This is a genomic window from Nonomuraea sp. NPDC049684 (assembly GCF_044465345.1).
Lineage (GTDB): Bacteria > Actinomycetota > Actinomycetes > Streptosporangiales > Streptosporangiaceae > Nonomuraea.
The window spans coordinates 133,418-151,973 of record NZ_JBITLO010000012.1 but is presented as its reverse complement, the minus strand read 5'-3'; the positions used below and the strand labels follow the sequence as shown (position 1 = coordinate 151,973).

Genomic DNA, 18,556 nt, shown 5'->3' with positions numbered 1-18,556 from the left:
TCGGAGAAACCTTGGCGGCTCCGATGCGTGAGCGATATCCGACTGAGACCAACCAACTGCCGAGAGGAGGCAAGTCACATTCCGTAACGCTGCCTCGAACATGAACAGCGCGGCTCGGAGACATCCAGAAGTCGTTTCCCCGGCACCCTGGACCGGCTTCACGGGTGAAGCCGGTCCCTCCGGCGTGCGGGGCAGGCACTAATCCACGTAGCCCCTTCTGCCGTGATCGACGCGCACCCCGGAGATGATGTCCGCCTCGACGGATATGGCGACCCAGTAATCCTTCCGGCAGTTCTCGCACTCGACATAGCCGGCGCCTTCGAAATCGCCTCCTTCGGGGCGTGCCGAGGGAAATCGCAGGCCTTTCGTCCCCCACTCGACACGGTCCCCCACCCGGTAAGGCCGCAGTTCGAGAAGTCCGAACTGGAACTCCGCCTCGGCCTCGCCGGTATATCCGCACCTGGGACACGTTTCCGTGAAGGACAGCAGGTTGTAGCTGCCCATCAGGGCATCACCCTGCGGAGGGACACCCCTGGGAGCCGGAGGGTCTGCGTGACGAAATTGGTCAGGTTCCGCTCCATCGTCACCGCGGTCATCCCGCTGGCAGCCGCGAAGCCCACCAACGCGGCGTCACCCCGTCCCTTCGCGCCCACCACGGCGTTGAAGGCCGTCCGGAATTCCGAGGAGGAAGCCCACTCCTCGGCCTGCTGACCGGTGATCGTCTGAATGTTGTTCTCCTCGAGGAAACGACGCCTTGCGTTTAGCCCGTTGGTGACGTTGAGGAATTCGTGTCGCTGGTTCGGCGTGATGTACACCGTCGAGGCGTTCTGGATCTCGGCCAGCGCCTGCTCGTGACCCCCTATCGCCTTCACCATGAGGTTGTTGTCGGCGATGATTCCGCAGTTGTGAACGAGGACCGAGGTGTCCCCGGTCACCACATAGTACGTGTGTAGGTCGGCGACGGTGAGGTTGTGGACGCGGGCGTGGGCGGTCCACGCATTGACCGCCTCGATCTGGACGTACGTGCCGGCGGCCGTACGGAGGAGTTGGCCGGGACGTAAGTCCTTGGCCTCGCGCCAGCTCCCCGCGTCCGCCACCCAGAAGGGGTGACCGTCGGTGGCGACGATGTCGCGGGTGCTGCCGTCGCCGCTGTCCACGGTGACGGTGACCAGGTTCTTGGGGCCTTCACCGGCGATGGTGGCGGTGACGTCCTTGGCCTCGGTACGGCCGGTCTCCGGGTCGGTGGCCATGACCTTGTCGCCGGGTTTCAGCTGGTCGATGCGTTTGGTCAGGCCGCCGGCGAGCAGGACCTTGGTTCCCGGGACGAAACTGTTGGACAAGGGACAGGAGCCGCCCGCCGAGGGGTTCTTGCTGCGTTTCGCGACGCGGGCCATCAGGCCGTCCAGGGCGGCGATTTTCTTGTTGATGTCGTCGATCTTGGCGTCGATGGCTTCGATGGCGCGGCGGGCCGCCTTGATGACGCCCTGGACCTTTTTGTAGATCTTGATGCCCATCCGGACCCTGGTGGCCAGTTTCCAGATCAGGCCGCCGATCTTCTTGGCCGGCACGAATTCCAGGATCAGGCTGACGCAACTGCCGACGCTGCCGCCTAAACAGCCTTTTATGTCATCTATTTTCAGGAAATCTTTGATGAATCCGATGCCTGCGGCCTTCAAGGCTTCGAGCACCGCGTTCCGTTTGGCGGTCTGCTGGTGTTGCTGCCGCTCGTTCTGTTGCGAGTCGCGGGCGTTGCCGAGGTTCTTCTTGGCTCCGCCCGGATCGCAGGGGCCCTCGCAGTCGGGGCTGTCGTAGTCCCCGGGCGCGCAGGGCGGCGCGATGGAGTGGAAGCAGCCGACGCCGGTGCAGCAGGGTTTCTTGCCGGTGGGGTCGGCCAGGGTGGGGGGATTGTTGTTGGCGTAGTTGTAGCCGTTCATCTGCTGGGAGTCGCCCATCTGGATGAGGGGGTCGACGGAGATGAAGCGGCCGGTGAGCGGGTCGTAGCTGCGGGCGCCGAGCGTGGTCAGGTCGGTGCTGGTGTCGTTGATGCCGCCGACGAATCCGCGTTGGTGGTCCTGGGGCCAGGCGCCCTGGCTGCCGCGCAGGGCGCCGAAGGGGGTGTAGCGGCGCTGGCTGAGGGCGCCGGTCTCGGCGTTGATGGCCAGTTCGGCGGTGCCGTGGTGGTCGCCGAGGACGTAGGTGACCCCGGTGGTGGTCCGCATGGCGTTGCCGACGTAGCGGCTGGCCGTGGGGCTGGTGGCCCCCTTGACCAGGTGCACCTCCAGACCGGGCAGGTACAGGGTGGTGCCGTCCTTGTCGCGCCGGATGAGCCGCTCGCCGTCGGCGGTGTAGAGGAAGCGGGTCTCGCCCTTCTTGTCGTCGTTGACCTTGACGAGCTCGCCTTCGGCGTCCCAGGTCAGCGTCTGGTTGCTCGCCTGGGTGCGGCGCTCGACGGTGTTGCCGGAGGCGTCGTAGGCGAAGGAGGCGGCACCGGGGACCGTGGTCAGGCGGTGGGCCTTGGCCGGGTCGTAGACGTAGGTGCGGTCCGACTGCTGGACGCCGCCTGCCGGGCCGGCGCCGTAGAGGGACTCGCTGCGGCGGTTGCCCGTGTCGTCGTAGGTGTAGGCGGCCCGGTAGGGGGCCGGCCCGCCGACGGTGGCGTTCGCGCCGGTGGCGGCGCAGGCCGCGTCGCCGTCCTGGGTCCAGGCCTCCGACAGGCGCGACAGCTCGTCGTAGCGGAAGCACTGGTTGTCGACGCCGTCGCGGGAGGTGTCCTTGATCTGGGTGATGTTCCCGGCGGGCTGGTAGGCGTACTGAGTGCTGCGGTCGGTGCCGGTCATGCCGAAGTGCCAGGTGGTGGCCTTGGCCAGGCGGCCGGTGCCGAACTCGTAGTCGAAGGTCTGGTCGATCTGCTTGCCGTCGCCGCCGGACTGCATGCGCAGGCCGATGACCCGCCCGGTCTTGGTGTAGTCGGTGCCGACGAGGTAGGTCGACAGCTGGGACTTGGTGGAGACCAGGCGGCCGAGGTCGTCGTAGGTGTAGGCGATGTTCTCCGCCGGCAGCCCGCCGACGGCGGGGCTGCTGCTCGCGGCCACGCTGCCGTCGAGGTTGTAGCTGGTGTCGAAGACGTACCCCTGGGCGGGCGCGAGGCCGCCCTCGACGGCGGGCAGGACCACCCTGCTGCGCTGCGGGCGGTCCAGATTGTCGTACGCCTCCACCTGCGTGGTGTACCGGTCGGCGCCGACGATGCGGGTGGAGCTGGTGAGCTGGCCCTTGCGGACGGTGTCGTACACCCACTCGGCGACCTTGGTGCCGGGCGACGACGTGGTCGCGTCGTACTTGGCGACCATGCGGTCGAGCCCGTCGTACTCGATGCCGATCTTCTGGTTGCGGGCGTCGGTCATCAGGACCGGCCGGTCGAGGTTGTCGTAGGCGGTCTTCTCCACGCCGCGGTCGGGGTCGTTCGACTGCACCCGGCGGCCGAGCAGGTCGTAGCTGTAGGACCAGACCTGGTTGCCGGGGCCGGTCACCGACTCCTGCTGACCGCGGTGGTTGTAGGCGAACGTGGTGACGACCGCCCCGGCGGCCGTCTGCTGCCGGATCTCCCGGGTACGCCCGTGCACGTCGGTGTAGGTGGTGACCGGGGTGCCGCCGGACGGTGGGACGACCTTGGTCCAGTCGCCGCCGTACTCGTAGCGGGTGTTCCACAGCTCGTTGACGTCGCCGTCGCTGTTGCCGGACAGCAGCCGTTCGGCGAGCAGCCGCCCGCGGCCGTCGTAGGTGTTCCACAGCTGCGACTCCACCGCGCCCACGGTCGCCACCCCGAACCGCTTGGGCTCGGGATCGCCGTCGGCGTAGTAGGGAGCGAAGGTGTAGTGCACCTGGCCGGCACCGTTGTAGACGCTGTCGGAGACGATCCGGCCCCTGGTGTCGCCGTTCTTGCCGGGGGCCTGCGACTGCCTGGGCCGCAGCCAGCCGTCGAACAGCGTGTACGACGTCTGCTGGCCGCCCTCGTTGGTCAGCGTCTTCGCGCCCACGGCCACGATCGCGCCGGCGTCGACGAGGTACTGGTACTCGTTGTCGGGCGTCATGCTGGTCGTGCGGCCCGGCCCCCAGACCTTGGCGGTGCGGCCCAGCGCGTCCCGCTGGGCGATCGTCACCTTGCCGGCCGCGCTGGTCTCCTTGGTCGCCAGGCCCCACGCCGGGTCGAGCACCCGGGTCGTGACCATGGCCGAGTCGGGGTCGTCGGCGCGGGCCCGCGGGGTGGTGGTGACCACCTGCGTGGTGACGCCGTGCGCCTCGGTGTAGTCGGTGGAGGTGGTCAGCCCGGCGGCGTCGGCGACGGTCTCGGGGCGTCCCAGGTCGTCGTAGGTCGACCGGGCGATCACCTGGTAGCCGGTGATGGCGGTCGCCGAGGCGGCGTTCCCGCGTTCGGTCCTGGTCACGTCGCCGTGCTCCGGCGCGGCTTTGAACGCCTTGCCGTCGTAGTAGGTGCGGGCGTCGGCGATCAGGTCGGTGAGCAGGTTCGGGGTGTCGGCGCAGCGGCGGGCCACCGTGGTCACCCGGGCCGGCAGGCGCAGCACCCGCGCCCCGTCCGCGGTCAGCTCCGTCCTGGTGCACTCCTCGTCGCCGGCGACGCCCACCTCGCCCTCGTCGTCGGTGGTCAGCGCGGCGCCGGTGGTCAGGTCGAACTCGGTCACGGTCGAGCGGGTCTGCTGCCAGGACAGGCCGACCAGGCCGAAGGTGCGGGTGGACCTGGTGCCGGTCAGGTTGGCGGTGATCGTGCCCCACGGGCGGGACCTGGAGGCCGTCTGGTGGTACCACGGCGTGCTGACCGACTTGCTCACCGGCACGCCGCCGGCCTTGTCGTAGGTCACGGTGCGCAGCGTCGTGCCGTGCAGGGACTCGTGGTCGGGGTACGTGCCGCCCTCGCCGTCGTCCACGGTGACGGTCTTGGCGCCGCCGGAGACCGACGCGCGGTCGCCGTTCATGCCCTGGAAGTACCAGTAGTCGGTCTGGGACGGGGTGCCGCCGCTGGCCGCGCTGGTGGCCCCGCCGATCACCCGGACCTTGTCGAAGCCGCGCCAGTTCGACCACGTCTTGAACTTCTCCGGCGTGATGCCGTCGTCGTCGGCGTAGTGCCAGGCGGGCTTGCCGATGCTGTAGTCGTAGCGGGTGACCATGTCCGACCCGCCGCCGGTCAGGTCGGTCTGGATCAGCTCGCGGACGACGTACTTGTGGAACCAGTCCAGGCTCGGGTCGGCGCCGCCGTTGGAGTTCTGCCAGAACGTCGGGAAGCACAGCCGCCGGTTGGTCGCCGGTTGCGGCAGGTCGGAGGGGCTGCAGTCCATCCCCGAGTACGTGACGTCGAGCTTGCCGCCGGTCTCGTTCTGGATCGAGGCCACCCGCTCCTTGACGAACGGGCCGACGTCGTCGCCGAGCTTGTCCACCCGGTTGGCCAGCTGCTGGTAGACGAAGCTCACCGGCGGCATGGTGACCGGCGCCGCCCCGGCGAGCCCGGTGTGGACGATGTCGGTGAGCTTGAGCTGCCGGTCCACGTCGGCGATGCCCCACAGGTGCTTGAACTCCCAGGAGTCCACGTCGCGGTGGCCGGTGCCGGCCGCGTTGACGACCTTGGTGGTGACCTTCGTCAGGCGCTTGCGGGTCCAGAAGCTCGGCGAGGCCGTCCCCTTGCCGTCCTTGCACTCGGTGCCCTCGTCGCAGTTCATGTCCCAGGGCACGTCGGGCCAGCGGGCCGGATGGGCGGAGATGTCGGCGCACTCGGCGGCGGTCAGCAGGCAGCGCTCGGCGTTGGCGAAGTCGACCCGCGCGGGCGGCGTGGCCGGGAAGAGGTCGCCGCGGCGCAGGCCGTACTGGATGGAGGTCAGGTAGCCGCCGCGGTCGTAGGCGGTGTCGTCGGCGGCGCGCAGGTTGCGGCCGTAGCGGTTCTGCTCCTTGGCGTAGTAGAAGGTCACCGCGTTGCCGTGGGTGTCCTCGATGTAGTCGAGGTTCCACCGCCAGCTCTGACGGCACCAGGAGTCCTTGAAGGCGTCCTTGTGGCAGGGTTCGCCGGCGTCGTCGCCGAACACCGGGACGTCCCAGGCGGAGTTCGTCTGGGGTCTGCCGGAGGTCCAGCCCGGCAGGCGGTTCTTGCCGAAGTAGTACTGGGTGCCGTCGGCGGTGGTCACGCGCCAGTACTCGTTGTCCTCGTCGCCGTTGGCGGTGTCGGCGGCGGTGCCGGTGAGGCGCTGGACCCGGGTGCCGTCGTCCCTGGCCAGGACCCAGGTGTCGGGGCCGGTCGGGACGAGCTCGCCGCCCGACCCGCCGAGGGCGAGCGTGGCGTTGTCGTAGGCCCAGCACTGGTCCATCGGCTCGACCTGGTAGGTCGGGTCCTTGGGGACGCCGTCGTCCTTGCAGGACTTGTACTTGCGCTCGATGTACCCGGGCGACAGCTCGAACCCGTCGCCGAGCCAGGACGCCTGGTTGTTGGTGGTCGCGGTGCGCCCGTCGATGGCGGCCGCGGAGTAGTTGACCACCAGGTTCGGCACCAGCCCGCCCGGCACCGGCGGCACCCGCAGCGGGTAGGACCAGGTGAAGTCGCCCGTCTGCGGGCTGACCTGCCAGGTCGCCGACGGCGACAGCGAGGTGACGCCGAAGTCGCCCTTGTCCCCCGACGTCCCGGAGGTCACGGCCAGCACCATCGGCTCGGCGGCGAGGTCGACGTCGGCGCTGAGCGTCCTGGCCGCGGTGTCGTTGCGGCCCTTCAGCGGCACGGCCCGGCGGCACTCGGCCTTGTCCGGGCTGGTCAGGGCACATGCGGGCAGGGCCGCCAGGCGCGCCCGGGAACCGAAGCCGCCTCCGTAGGCTTCGGCGAAGGGGGCGTAGTCCACCTTCATCGTGACCTTGCCGGGCGGTCCCGACGTGCGGGCCGCGGTGAAGATCGGGCCGCCGACCCCCGCGCGCTGCGAGGCCGCGCGGTCGTGGGTCTGGATCCGCGCCCGCCCGGCGGCGGAGGCGTCGGCCGACGTGGCCGCCAGGGCGCCCGCCTTGCGGGCGGACGCCGGCGGCGCCGCCAGATCCACCTCGACCGTGCCGGGCGTAGGCCAGGCCGCCACGGGGTCGGGGGCCTTGCGTTCGGTGATCCGTGGTTTCACCGCCGCGGGCCGGCCGGGCACGACCCGTTCCCGGTCGACGGGCTTGGGCCGATCTCGCTCGGCGGCGGCGCTCGCGGAGGGGAGCGTCGCGGGCACGACCATCAGGCCGGCCGTGAGCAGCAACGTGAGGGCCGCGCGGAGCGGCCGGGACCAGGAAGAGCGACGTCGGCGTGCGGCATGGACGCGCATGCCGTACCTCCCAGGGAAGAGAGCGGAAGCGGCAGGAGGGACGGCGGGGGCGCCGGCGCGACGCCCCCGCACCGGGGTCAGTCAGGGGTGTTGTCGTTGAGCGCGTCCTCGGAGACGGTCGTCATCTCCGACCACAGGGACAACAGGTCGATCAGGCTCTCGTCCGCGGGGCCGCGCAGGACCCACACGTCGTCGACGTGGCCCGCCCAGTTCAGGCCCGTCCCGCCGCGGCCGAGCTGGGCCGAGGTGATGGGGCCCGCCAGGGTGACGTCGTTGCGGTAGGACTTGACCTCGGCCTCCGGAGCCGCTTCGAGGGCGCCGTTCACCCAGAACTCCAGCGTCTTCTCGCGGGCCCGGTAGACGACCGCCAGGTGGTCCCAGTCGCCGAACCCGGTGTGGAAGGCGGGGTGTTCCACGGCGGCGCCGCCGGGGAGCTCCACGACGTACCGGCCGGTCTCGCCCATGTCCGGGTCGCCGCGGGCGGGGTCGAACGTGACCGTCAGCGCGCTGCCGGTGGCCATGGGCAGGTTCAGCAGGGTCATCGCCTTGCGCGCCTGGCCGCTGGTCTCCACCCAGGCCGACAGGGTGAAGCTCTCCCTCGGGTCCAGCACGGCCGACTCGACGGCCGCGTAGTCGCCGGTCGCGCCCGGCAGGCGCAGGGAGCCGGGCACGGCGCTGTTGCTCATGGGGGTCCTGGCCGCGAAGCGGGCCGCGCCGTACAGCTTGACGGGGGTTCTGGGCGCCTCGCCGCTGTCGTCGGGGACGTTGTTGAGGTGCCACTTGTGCGTCACCGTCAGCATCTCCTTGGACAGCGCCGCCGCCTCCTCGACGCTGACGATCCGGTCGTAGACGCGGACGTCGTCGATCTTGCCGGGGAAGTGGTCGAGCTGCTGGGCGCCCCACAGGACCCGGCCGATGGTGAGCGGGCCGTTGGCCGCCCAGGCGCTGGTGTAGTCCATCTCGGTGCCGGGCTCGCCGTTGACGTAGATGCGCACCTTCTTGGCCACCGCGTCGAAGACGCCCATCAGGTGCGTCCATTCGCCGGGTCTGGCCTGTTTCGCCGACCACGCGCTGGACGAGGCCGCCGAGGTCGAGTCGGCGTTCATGCGCCAGAACACCCATTTGCGGTTCGGCGCGTCGTAGCGCAGGCAGAAGCCGGACACGTTGGCGCCGTCCTGGGCCAGCACGGTGGCGTAGGACGCGGGCAGGACGTCCGGCAGCTTGGCCCACGCCGTCACCGTGAAGCTCTTGGTGGTGTCGAGCACCGCGGCGTCGGTGCGGGCGTAGGCGGTGGTGCCGTTGCCGGCCATCGCCGTGCCGCGTGATCCGGCCACGCCGAGCTGCGGCGCGCCCGCGACGCGGGCCGGGTAACGGCCGCCGGTCTCCGCCAGGGTGGTGGCGCCGGCCGGGTCGTTGAGCTTCCAGTGGGCCTTCGGCCCGCGGCCGGGCGCGACCCGGAACCGGTAGACGGCCGAGCCCTTGGAGTAGTTGCCCGCCTGGTCCCTGACGCGGACGTAGAGGCTGTTGCTGCCGACGACCTTGGGCAGGATCTGCACCGTCTCGGTGGCGCTGCCCGCGGTCCGCTTGCGGAACACGGTGGGGTCGTCGTTGACCGCGTACGCCCACTCGGTCACCGACGGGTCGAAGGTGATGACGAACCGGCCGTGGCGGCCCATGCCGTCCTGCGGCGTCTGCGCCGGGTCGAGGGGGTTCTCCGCGACGTACCCGTCGGCCGCCGACGAGGTGATCACCGGCAGCGGCGGCGCCTTGGTGTCGAAGACGAAGTAGCAGGCGGTCGCCGCCCCGGCCGAGCTCCACGGCCCCTTGCCCTTGCGGCTGTCCTGGGCGCGGACCTGCCAGTTGACGACGGTGTTCTCCGGCAGCAGCCCGCGCGGCACCTGCGCCATGAAGCTGTTGCCCGCCTTGCCGGACCTGGCGCTCTTGGCCGGCGTGAGGTACCGCCATTCCTTGTTCTGGCCGGCGGCGTTCTTCCACGACACCAGGAACTCGGCCTGCACCTTGTCGGCCGTGCGGTTGTAGGTGTCGGGGTCGCGCAGGTTCTTGGCGATCAGCTTGGGCGTGGACCAGTTGAACACCGACGGGTTGCCCGGCCCCTTGCACGGGCCGCCCGGCTCCATCTCCAGCTGGCTCATCCTCGGCTGCAGCGGCGGCCGGTTGTAGTGCACCCGCAGGTAGGCGCGCGACTCGAAGCGCTTCCAGCCGAGCTGGTCGCCCTCGTCGGCGGCGCGCAGGCCGAACGTGGTGTCCCGCCAGCCCTTCTGCGCCGCCTCCCGGACGCCCGAGGTCACGTTGAACAGCACGTCACCGGCCGGACAGGACTTGGCGGCGCATCCCGACCAGCCCTTGGCCACGTTGCGGCCGTCCAGCTTGCGCAGCCAGTTGTCGGAGGTGGAGTTCCAGGTGGAGTTCTTGCCGAACGCCTTGGCCAGGTGGATGTCGACCGGCCGCTTGCTGCCGGAGGCGGCCCACACCTCCCGTACGTGGAACTCGGCGGACAGGACCTGCTTGCCGGCCAGCCAGCCGGTGGGGATGCGGTAGAACAGCCGCTTCTTGTGCGGGGAGCCGCAGCTCTTGCCGCTGGAGGGCAGGCCGATCGGGCACCGGCCCATGCCCTGGTCCTTGGTGAAGTTGTAGATCTCGAACCCGCTGCTGGCCACCATGAGGTTCGCCGAGCTCATCGGCGTGCGGTACATCGGGTCGATGTAGACGGGGAACGTCGTGTCGGCCGCGGTCAGCATGGCCGGGTCCGGGGTCAGCGTGAGCTGTCCCTGAGCCAGGTCGGCGCCGATCGTGGCGATCTTCGACGCGTCGCCGGGGGCGCCGTCCGTGGCGTGGGTGGTCGGCGGGTCGACGGGGCCGTCCTCGCCCACCATGCCCGTGCCCGCCGCGGGGGGCGCGGCCGCCGAGTCCCACATGACGGGCTTGGGCGCCTCGAAGATCACCGCGCCGTTGTCGGGGTCGACCGCCTCCTGCGTGCCGTCGGCGCCGGTGCTCACCGTCAGCGTCGGCGCGGACAGGCCGAGGGTCAGCCTGGCCAGCCGGGGGTCCTGGGCGGCGGCGGGGGTCTTCACCACCAGGGTGTGCGCGAAGCCGTCCGCGGTGGCCCGCACGCGCAGGTCGACGTCCGGCCCGAGCACGCCGGCGTACACGGCGGTGTCGCCGTCCAGGCTGGGCGTGGGCAGCGCGGCCGGCCAGGTCAGCGACATGGTGTGGCCGGAGCGGGTGAGCGTGGCCATCGGCCCCGTCCCGCCGGCCGACAGCCTGAGGTCCACCAGCGAGGAGTACGGCCGGACCGTCCCGTCCTGGAACCGCAGGCCGTTGTACAGGGGGACCCACGTGTCGCCCTGCTTCCGCCTGATCGGGGCGAGCCGGTCGTTGACGTACATCGTGCCTTCGGGGGTGGCGTACACCTCGCGCGTCTCGCCCCGCTCGGCCAGCACCTCCACCAGTTGCCCCGTGGCCTCGGCGGCGGCCAGCGCCTCGGCCTCGCTCTGCTTGGGGTCGGTGGAAACGGTCCACTTCTGCTCGGTCAGCGAGACGTTGTCCAGGAAGGCCGTCAGCGCGCCCTGGCCGCCGAGCTGGAAGGTGAGCGCCCCCGTGGTGGTGTCGGCGGTGGAGTCGAAGGTGTAGGAGAAGTGCTGCGGCTGGTCGGGCAGCTCCACGTCCGTGGCGAAGATCTCCGGGCAGGTCTCGGCGTCCTCGCAGAGCACGGCCCTGATGGTCGCCGCGGCGGTGGCGTGGGCGTCGAAGGAGAGCGTGTACGTCTTCTTGGCCTGCAACGTGCGCCCGAGCTGGCGCAGGTGGGCCTGCCCCGGTTCGGTGGTGCCGTCGGCCACGGTGACCTTGAGCACGCCGTCCTCGACCGCCGCCGTGGCCGGCCCGGCGGCCTCCCATGACGTGGCGTCCGTGGTGAACTCCCCGTTGAGCAGCAGCTTCTTGCTGAACGAGCCCCGTCCGTAGAAGGCGACCTTCTGGTACGTCCAGCCTTCGGCGAGCGCGCGCGCCTTCTCCGCCTCGCCGACCGCGTACCGGTGGGAGGGGCCCTTGATGAGCTGGTGGACCGGGAGCAGCCCGTCGCCGCCCGCGGCCTGCGCGTGGAAGCGGACGCCCTCGTCCACGTAGCCCTGCGCGACGGCCTGGTCGCGCTCGCCCTGGTCGAGGGTGAAGATGCGGTCGCCGCCCGCCTTGCGCAGGCCGGAGACCGGCGACAGCCCGGAGACCGCCTCGCGGGAGACGTGCAGCACCTGGCCCTCAGGGGTGTAACCCCACTTCGTCACCGCGCTGTCGTACTCCGTCTCCCAGGAGGTGAACAGCGTGTTGTCGGTGCCGGTGGTGCCCCGTAGCCGGAACAGGGGTTTGACCATCCACGCGGTGGCGGCGTCCACCGCTTCGGCGTCCGCCGCTTCGGCGACCGCCCGCGGCGGCGTCCACACCGTGCCGGCCAGGCCGCCCACGGCCAGCGACGCCGCTGCCAGGACGGCCGTCCACCTTCGTAACCCCATGCGTACTCCCCTGGTGCACGATCACGTGGCCTGCGTTCCGCCACAGCATCGATCGGGCCGAGCCGCCGGGGTAGGCCGCGGCGACCGGTTGGGAAAACGTGGGAAACGCTTCCCGCCCGGCCCCTCTCCGGCGGGCCCGGCGTGGCAGCATGAACGCGACCGCTGACACCCCCGCCGGGAAGGGCCCCCATGAACACCGCGGACCTGTACGACGAGCGCGGCGACGAGCTCGACTCCTGCGACCTGCAGCTGCGCCAGTACGGCGGCCGCCGCGCCTTCCACGGCACGATCGCCACCGTGCGCTGCCACCAGGACAACGCCCTGCTCAAGGCGGTCCTGTCGGAGCCCGGCGAGGGCCGGGTCCTGGTGGTGGACGGCGGCGGCTCGCTGCACGCCGCGCTGATGGGCGACATGATCGCGGGCGCGGCGGTGGCGGCCGGATGGGCGGGCGTGGTGATCCACGGAGCTGTCCGGGACGTGACCGCGCTGCGCGAGCTCGACCTCGGCGTCAAGGCCCTGGGTTCCAACCCGCGCAAGAGCGGCAAGACGGGCGCGGGCGAGCGGGACGTGCCGGTGACGTTCGGCGGCGCCACGTTCTCGCCGGGGGCCGAGCTGTTCGGCGACGACGACGGCATCCTGGTCACCCGCGTACCGGGCTGACCGGGCCGCCGCGCGGGCTTCCACGCGGACGCCGGGGTGTGGTTTCGTGACAGGACATCACGATCCGGAGGCGGACCATGGCATTCCAGCTCATCGTTCTCTACCACCACCCCGAGGACGTCGCGGCCTTCGACCGGCACTACGACGAGATCCACGCGCCCCTGGCGGCCAAGCTGCCCGGCCTGCGGGCCTACACCGTCCAGCGGCCGGTGGCCGGCGGCGGCCAGCGGCCCGCCTACCACCTGGTGGCGGTGCTGACCTGGGACGACGAGCAGGCGTTCATCGCGGCGATGAGCAGCGAGGAGGGGCAGGCGGCGGTCGCCGACGTGGGCGAGTTCGCCGGGTCGGGGGTCACGATGACGACCGGGCCGTCGAGCTCGATGCTCTGAGCATGCGAGAAGGGCGTCCCCCGGCGGGAGACGCCCTTCTGCTGTTCGCGCGTGTTACTTCTTGACCGACACCGGAGCCGTGCCGGTGTCCTGCTGACGCCAGGCGCCCGTCTCGAACGCCACCGGAGCGGCCTTCCTGCCCACGCCGTCACCCCACTTGGTGACCACGTACTGGATCTTGATGTGGCCCTCGCCCTTCACCCCGTCCACACCCAGCGTGTCGGGGTTGAAGCGGCCGCCGGTCAGCTCGGCGAACGTCTTGGCGTCCAGGTCCAGCATCACCCCACGACTGGAGGGGTCACCAGGACCACGGTCACCCACGAAGAACGGCAGCTTCTTACCCTGATAGACCACGTAACCCTCGGTCATCAGCGGCCACGACGGCGAAGCCGCCAGACCCTTCTGCATCGGCTTGCCGGCCGCGGGCAGACCCGTGTCACCCGCACGACCGGAGGAGTCGTCCCAGAAATAGGACGCCGTCGTCGAACCGGCCAGCACACCCCGGCCGTTCACATCGGCATCGGCATGCGCCGGATGGGCGGCGGCACCGATCGTCAGCGCCGACAGGGCAGCGGCGGAAAGCATGGCGAAAGAACGCAGGCGAGCAGTCATCAGCAGTCTCCTTGGTGACATCGATCATCAGGGCGGCATGCGCTCGCTTGACTCAGACAAGACATGAAGGCCGTAGCCGGGCACCAACGCCATCGGTCGCTACGTGGAGCGCAAAGGGGGGCGGACCCGGGAAAAGGAAGGGTCTCTCACCCGCCGATAGGTACAACACTAACCCAAGAAACGGACAAACGCAAACCTAACACCCCAAAACGGGCAAAGATCTACCGCTGAACCGTAAACCCCGGGCAAACAGCATCAACCACTGCCAAAGCCCACGGGGTATGAGTAGGTAAACCACGGGCAAGCTCCCGGCATTCCCCCATGACCTGCGCGTTCGTCAGGGGGCCGGCGCCGCCCCCCGGGCTCCCAGCCAACTGCAAAGAGGATGCAAGCCCGTTCCCAGTGCCGTCCGAGATCATCGCGCCAGCGTCAGCGCGACAGACACGAGGTGAGGAATGGCGACGACGATCAGCGCGTCCACGCTCAACGGACGGCACCACAAGGCGGCACTCACGCTCTTCATGCTCATCGTGGTGGCCCACTGGGCCGAGCACCTGGTGCAGGCCGTGCAGGTCTACGTCTGGGGGTGGCCGCTGAGCGAGGCCCGCGGGGTGCTCGGCCTGCCGTTCCCGTGGCTGGTGACCTCGGAGTGGATGCACTACGGGTACGCGCTGCTCATGCTCGTGGGCCTGATCATGCTGCGCAAGGGGTTCGCCGGCCGTTCGCGAACCTGGTGGAACATCTCCCTGGGCATCCAGGTCTGGCACCACATGGAGCACCTGCTGCTGCTCGTACAGAAGATCACCGGGCTCTACCTGCTCGGACGGCCGGTCCCGACCAGCGTCCTGCAGATCTTCCTGCCCCGGATGGAGCTGCACCTGTTCTACAACGCGGTCGTCTTCGCGCCGATGGTGGTGGCGATGCTGCTCCACCGCCGGGCCGCCGAGCACGGCGGGGCCGCCTGCACCTGCGCGGTGGCGCACTAGCTCATGGCGGTCACCAGACGACGTCCGGGCGGGTTCACGGTGGCGCTGGCCGTCGTGGGGCTGTTGCTGCTGTCGGTCTCCGTGCCGGAGTTCGGCCCCGTCGTACGCGCCGCCCGCGCCGACGGGGTGAGCGGCGCGTTCACCGCCCGGGAGCTGCGGTGCGTACGACATCCCGGGCACGAGTCCTGCGTCTGGGCCGGGGACTTCACCTCCGGCGACGGACGGATCCGGCGGCGCGACGTCGAGCTGTACGGCAGCGACCGCGGCACCCTGGCGGCGGGACAGGCCACCGCGGCCGTGGACACGGGCCGCCTGACCCGCGTCTACGGGCCGGAGGGCTCGGACGAGTGGCTGTTCACCGCGCTGCTCACGCTGGCCGGGGCGGCCGTGCTGGCGGTGGCGGCCGGACGGGCACGCCGCCCCGCGCCCGAACCCGCGCCCGAACCCGCGCCTGAACCCGCGCCTGAACCCCGCGGTGCCGCGGACGGATGATCGCCCGTACGATTCCTCCAGCGTTTTCCGGATCTTGTGAGGTCGGTGTGTTCGGGATCATCCGTCCGTGCGGCGAGCACGGGTGCGCGGCGGTACGCGCGGCGTGGCGGGCGCATTTGTGCGGGCTCTGCCTGACACTGCGGGACGGGCAGGGGCACGCCGCCCGGCTGACCACCAACTACGACACGCTGATCCTCTCGGTGCTGACCGAGGCCCAGCTCCCGGCCGCCGTGCCGCACCGGACGGCCGGGCCGTGCGCGTTGCGCGGGTTCCGCTCCGCCGACGTGGTGGACGCCCGCGGCCGCGGCGCCCGCCTGGCGGCGGGGGTGTCGCTCGTCCTGGCCGCGGGCAGGCTGCGCGACCAGGTGGCCGACGGGGACGCCGCCCCGGCCACGGCTCCGGCCCGCCGCCTGCTCGCGGCCCGCTGGGAGGCCGGCGGCGCCCGGCTGGCGTCGGGCGTCGGCTTCGACACCGCCGTGTTGTCGGCGACGGTGGACCGGCAGCTCGAACGCGAGCGCCGGGCCCTGGCCGCACCGATGGACCTGCTCGACCTCACGGCGCCCGCCGAGGAGGCGGTGGCGGCGGCCTTCGCCCACACCGCGGTGCTGGCCGGGCGGCCGGGGAACGCGGCGCCGCTGGCCGAGGCCGGCCGCTTCTTCGGCCGCGTCGCGCACCTCCTGGACGCCGTCGAGGACCAGGCGGCCGACGACGAGCGGGGCGCGTTCAACCCGCTGACCGCCACCGGCACCGGCCGCGAGCGGGCGCGGCAACTGTGCGACGACGCCGCCCACGGGCTCGCCCTGGCCGTGGCCGACCTGGAGCTGGACGAGCGGCACCTGGTGGAACGGCTGCTCGGCGCCGAGGTGCGCCGGGCGGTCGAGCGCGCGTTCGGCGCGGCCTCCTACCGGCGTCCCGGCTGGATCCGCAGGTCGGGGGCCGGGGTGGCGACGTTCCTGACCTGCGGGCTCTGGCGGCCGAGGTGGAGCAAGAAGGCGGGACGGCCCTGCTGCGAGCGCTGCTACCTGGACAACTGCAGCAACTGCGACTGCCCCGACTGCGGCGGCTGCTGCGACTGCGGCTGAGCCGGCGAGAGGGTCAGGGGACCGAGATGTGCAGGACCTCGCCCGCCTTGCGGTAGCCGACGCGGGCGTAGACCCGGCCCGCCGCGTCGTCGGCCGGGGTGAGGAACGGCATGGTGACGCCGGCGTCGAGGCCCGCCCTGGTCAGCAGGGCGGTGACGGCTCCGCCGATGCCGCGCCGCCGGTGCGTGTCGCGCACGGCGATGCCGGCGACCTCGGCCACGCCCTCCTGCGGGCCGCCGAGCTGGCCGGCGCCGACGACCTCGCCGGTGGCGGCGTCGGTGGCCGCGGCCACCAGGCCGCCGCGGCCGAGCACGCCGCGCAGCCGCGCGACGTCGTGCTCGTTGGCCTCGGGCGCGTCGAAGGCCGCGTTCATCACCCGCGCGACCTGCCACAGGCCCGGGTCGTCGGTCACCAGCGCGAGGCGGACGGCGGCGTCGGCGGGCGGCTCGGCCAGCTCCCCGGCCGGGCACACCAGCAGCGGGAAGCGCCCCTCGACGGCGAACCCGGCGGCCAGCAGGGCCTGCTCCACCTTGGGCGCGACCTGCGGCACGTACTCCAGCCGGGGTGTCCTGCCGCGCTCGCGGAAGGCGGCGGCCAGCGCGGCCACCTGCTCGCCGGCAGGCGCGAGGTCGTCGTCGGGGATGGCGTAGTTGAACGGCGGCGCGTCGTCGTGCTCGTCGAAGCGGATCAGGAACGGCCCGGCCCGGTGTGCCCGGGTTCCGGCCGCCGCTCGAAGGTATGCGTGCACACGGGCGCCCAGCAAGTGAAGTCCTCTCGGTTGACGTGACCGTCACAAGGTAGGGCCGCGCCCACCGCCGGACAAGCGGATTTCCCGGTGCCCCGCAGGGGCGCCGGGTCACCAGCGGTCGAGATGCAGCACCTCGTCGAGCGGCTGCCGCGCGGCGGGCCGGAAGGTCTCCCCCGTGAAGTACGCGGTGGGCAGCAGCACGCCCTGGCGCACCTCGGCCGGGATGCCGAGCAGCTCGGCGATCTCGCTCTCGTACTCCAGGTGCAGGGTGGTCCACGCGCTGCCCAGGCCGCGGGCGCGGGCGGCGAGCATGTAGCTCCACGCGGCGGGCAGCAGCGAGCCCCACAGCCCGGCCTGGTTGCCCTCGGGCAGGCGGCCGCCGGGCAGCTCGATCGCGCCGATCACCAGCACCGGGACGTCGCCCATGTGCTCGGCCAGATAGGCGGCGCTGCCGCTGACGCGCTCCTGGGCCGCCGCGCGCGCCGGGTCGTCCCGGAACATCGAGCGGGCCGAGCCGCCGGAGGTGGAGTAGCTGTTCCATGAGCGCCGGTAGTACTCGCCGATCACCTTGCGCCGCTCGGGGTCGGTGACCACGATCCAGTGCCATCCCTGCCGGTTGCCGCCGCTGGGCGCCTGGAGCGCGACCTCCAGGCTCTGGCGGACCAGCTCCGCCGGGACCGGGCGGGACAGGTCGAGGCGCCTGCGCACGCTGCGGGTGGTGGTGAGCAGGGTGTCCGGGGCCAGTGGTTCGATCGTCATGGGGTCATCATGTCAACGCGGGCCGCCGGAATCCCGTAGCCCGTACGGCCCGGCCCGGGCCTGATTTTTCCGCCCTCCGGGACGTATGATCACGCCAGCCGGACTCGCCCGACGCAACCGAAGGAGCCGACCGTGGCCGACGACGAGCAGGGCTCCCCCGCCCTCGACGTGGACACCACCAAGCCCAGCGTCGCCCGGGTCTACGACTACATGCTCGGCGGCAAGGACAACTTCGAGATCGACCGCGAGGTGGCCCAGATGGCGCTGCGGATCGCCCCGGACGCCCCGCAGGCGGCCCGGTCGAACCGGGACTTCCTGGCGCGCGTCGTCCGCGACCTGGTCGTCGAGGCCGGTATCCGCCAGTTCCTGGACATCGGGTCGGGGCTGCCCACGCAGGGCAACGTGCACGAGATCGCCCAGGCCGCCGCCCCGGGCTGCCGGGTGGTCTACGTCGACCACGACCCGATCGTGCTGGTCCACGGCCGGGCCCTGCTCGCCGTCGACGACGGAACCACCGTCATCGAGGCCGACATCCGCCGCCCCGACGACATCCTCGACCATCCCGAGACCAGGCAGCTCCTCGACCTCGACGAGCCGGTGGGCCTGCTGCTGTTCGGGATCCTGCACCACCTGCCGGACGAGGAGGACCCGGCCGGCATCGCCGCCCGCCTGATCGGACGGCTCGCGCCGGGCAGCCACGTCGCCGTCTCCCACTTCCACAACCCGATGGAGGAACGCCCGGAGGTGTCGCGGCAGGCGTTCGAGGCCGAGCGGCTGTTCAACGACACCATGGGCACCGGGCGGTGGCGCACCCGCGCGGAGATCCTCGGCTTCTTCGACGGCCTGGAGCTGCTGGAGCCCGGTCTGGTGCCGCTGGCCGAGTGGCGGCCGGAGCCGGGTTACCACCCGGCCCTGGGCATCACGTACCACACCTTCCTGGGCGGGGTCGGGCGCAAGCCGTGACG

12 protein-coding genes are annotated in these 18,556 nt (G+C 71.4%); 6 read left to right on the top strand and 6 right to left on the bottom strand.

Annotation, left to right across the window (positions count from 1 at the left end; translation table 11 throughout):
* Positions 1–198: 198 nt before the first annotated feature.
* The 3 genes from ACIBST_RS32865 to ACIBST_RS32855 form a co-directional block, all read right to left on the bottom strand.
* A complete protein-coding gene (locus ACIBST_RS32865; protein ID WP_397177308.1) occupies positions 199–504 on the bottom strand; it encodes a hypothetical protein in 306 nt (101 codons plus the stop codon).
* Positions 504–7,247, bottom strand: a complete 6,744-nt coding sequence (locus ACIBST_RS32860; protein ID WP_397177306.1) for a polymorphic toxin-type HINT domain-containing protein — start codon at positions 7,245–7,247, stop codon at positions 504–506. Before ACIBST_RS32860 ends, ACIBST_RS32865 begins: the two co-directional genes overlap by 1 nt.
* A gap of 170 nt (positions 7,248–7,417) precedes the next feature.
* Positions 7,418–11,863 (bottom strand): LamG-like jellyroll fold domain-containing protein, encoded by a 4,446-nt coding sequence (locus ACIBST_RS32855; RefSeq protein WP_397177304.1) that lies wholly within the window; start codon positions 11,861–11,863, stop codon positions 7,418–7,420.
* A gap of 189 nt (positions 11,864–12,052) precedes the next feature.
* On the opposite strand from ACIBST_RS32855, the gene rraA reads away from it, so the two are divergent.
* Both rraA and ACIBST_RS32845 read left to right on the top strand, forming a co-directional pair.
* On the top strand, positions 12,053–12,523 hold the full coding sequence (gene rraA, locus ACIBST_RS32850; protein WP_397177302.1) for a ribonuclease E activity regulator RraA: 471 nt from the start codon (positions 12,053–12,055) through the stop codon (positions 12,521–12,523).
* A 77-nt stretch (positions 12,524–12,600) separates the two neighbouring features.
* Positions 12,601–12,912, top strand: a complete 312-nt coding sequence (locus ACIBST_RS32845) for an EthD family reductase (RefSeq protein WP_397177300.1) — start codon at positions 12,601–12,603, stop codon at positions 12,910–12,912.
* A 54-nt stretch (positions 12,913–12,966) separates the two neighbouring features.
* On the opposite strand, the gene ACIBST_RS32840 is transcribed toward ACIBST_RS32845, so the two are convergent.
* A complete protein-coding gene (locus ACIBST_RS32840) occupies positions 12,967–13,524 on the bottom strand; it encodes a hypothetical protein (protein WP_397177287.1) in 558 nt (185 codons plus the stop codon).
* 455 nt (positions 13,525–13,979) lie between these two features.
* On the opposite strand from ACIBST_RS32840, the gene ACIBST_RS32835 reads away from it, so the two are divergent.
* The 3 genes from ACIBST_RS32835 to ACIBST_RS32825 are packed head-to-tail and all read left to right on the top strand — an operon-like array spanning position 13,980 to position 16,084.
* Positions 13,980–14,510: a hypothetical protein gene (locus ACIBST_RS32835; protein ID WP_397177298.1), complete on the top strand. Its 531-nt coding sequence runs from the start codon at positions 13,980–13,982 to the stop codon at positions 14,508–14,510.
* Between the two features lie 3 nt (positions 14,511–14,513).
* Positions 14,514–15,002, top strand: coding sequence for a hypothetical protein (locus ACIBST_RS32830; RefSeq protein WP_397177297.1), 489 nt, complete (start codon positions 14,514–14,516; stop codon positions 15,000–15,002).
* A 47-nt stretch (positions 15,003–15,049) separates the two neighbouring features.
* The gene (locus ACIBST_RS32825; protein WP_397177295.1) at positions 15,050–16,084 is read left to right on the top strand and encodes a DUF5685 family protein; all 1,035 of its coding nucleotides are present in this window, start codon (positions 15,050–15,052) and stop codon (positions 16,082–16,084) included.
* A 13-nt stretch (positions 16,085–16,097) separates the two neighbouring features.
* Here the strand turns inward: ACIBST_RS32825 and ACIBST_RS32820 are convergent, their stop codons facing one another.
* Both ACIBST_RS32820 and ACIBST_RS32815 read right to left on the bottom strand, forming a co-directional pair.
* Positions 16,098–16,847, bottom strand: a complete 750-nt coding sequence (locus ACIBST_RS32820) for a GNAT family N-acetyltransferase (RefSeq protein WP_397177293.1) — start codon at positions 16,845–16,847, stop codon at positions 16,098–16,100.
* A gap of 93 nt (positions 16,848–16,940) precedes the next feature.
* Entirely contained in the window at positions 16,941–17,591 is a 651-nt protein-coding gene (locus ACIBST_RS32815) for a nitroreductase family protein (protein WP_397177291.1), read from the bottom strand.
* A 132-nt stretch (positions 17,592–17,723) separates the two neighbouring features.
* Between ACIBST_RS32815 and ACIBST_RS32810 the strand changes: the two genes are divergently transcribed.
* Positions 17,724–18,554: an SAM-dependent methyltransferase gene (locus tag ACIBST_RS32810; RefSeq protein WP_397177289.1), complete on the top strand. Its 831-nt coding sequence runs from the start codon at positions 17,724–17,726 to the stop codon at positions 18,552–18,554.
* Positions 18,555–18,556 lie beyond the last annotated feature (2 nt).

What these genes read in the sequence shown, in the direction of transcription:
- ACIBST_RS32835 (WP_397177298.1), top strand. Translation starts at nt 13,980, where the DNA reads ATGGCGACGACGATCAGCGCGTCCACGCTCAACGGACGGCACCACAAG.
- ACIBST_RS32830 (WP_397177297.1), top strand. Translation starts at nt 14,514, where the DNA reads ATGGCGGTCACCAGACGACGTCCGGGCGGGTTCACGGTGGCGCTGGCC.
- ACIBST_RS32865 (WP_397177308.1), bottom strand. Translation starts at nt 504, where the DNA reads ATGGGCAGCTACAACCTGCTGTCCTTCACGGAAACGTGTCCCAGGTGC.
- ACIBST_RS32855 (WP_397177304.1), bottom strand. Translation starts at nt 11,863, where the DNA reads ATGGGGTTACGAAGGTGGACGGCCGTCCTGGCAGCGGCGTCGCTGGCC.
- ACIBST_RS32845 (WP_397177300.1), top strand. Translation starts at nt 12,601, where the DNA reads ATGGCATTCCAGCTCATCGTTCTCTACCACCACCCCGAGGACGTCGCG.
- rraA (WP_397177302.1), top strand. Translation starts at nt 12,053, where the DNA reads ATGAACACCGCGGACCTGTACGACGAGCGCGGCGACGAGCTCGACTCC.
- ACIBST_RS32840 (WP_397177287.1), bottom strand. Translation starts at nt 13,524, where the DNA reads ATGACTGCTCGCCTGCGTTCTTTCGCCATGCTTTCCGCCGCTGCCCTG.
- ACIBST_RS32815 (WP_397177291.1), bottom strand. Translation starts at nt 17,591, where the DNA reads ATGACGATCGAACCACTGGCCCCGGACACCCTGCTCACCACCACCCGC.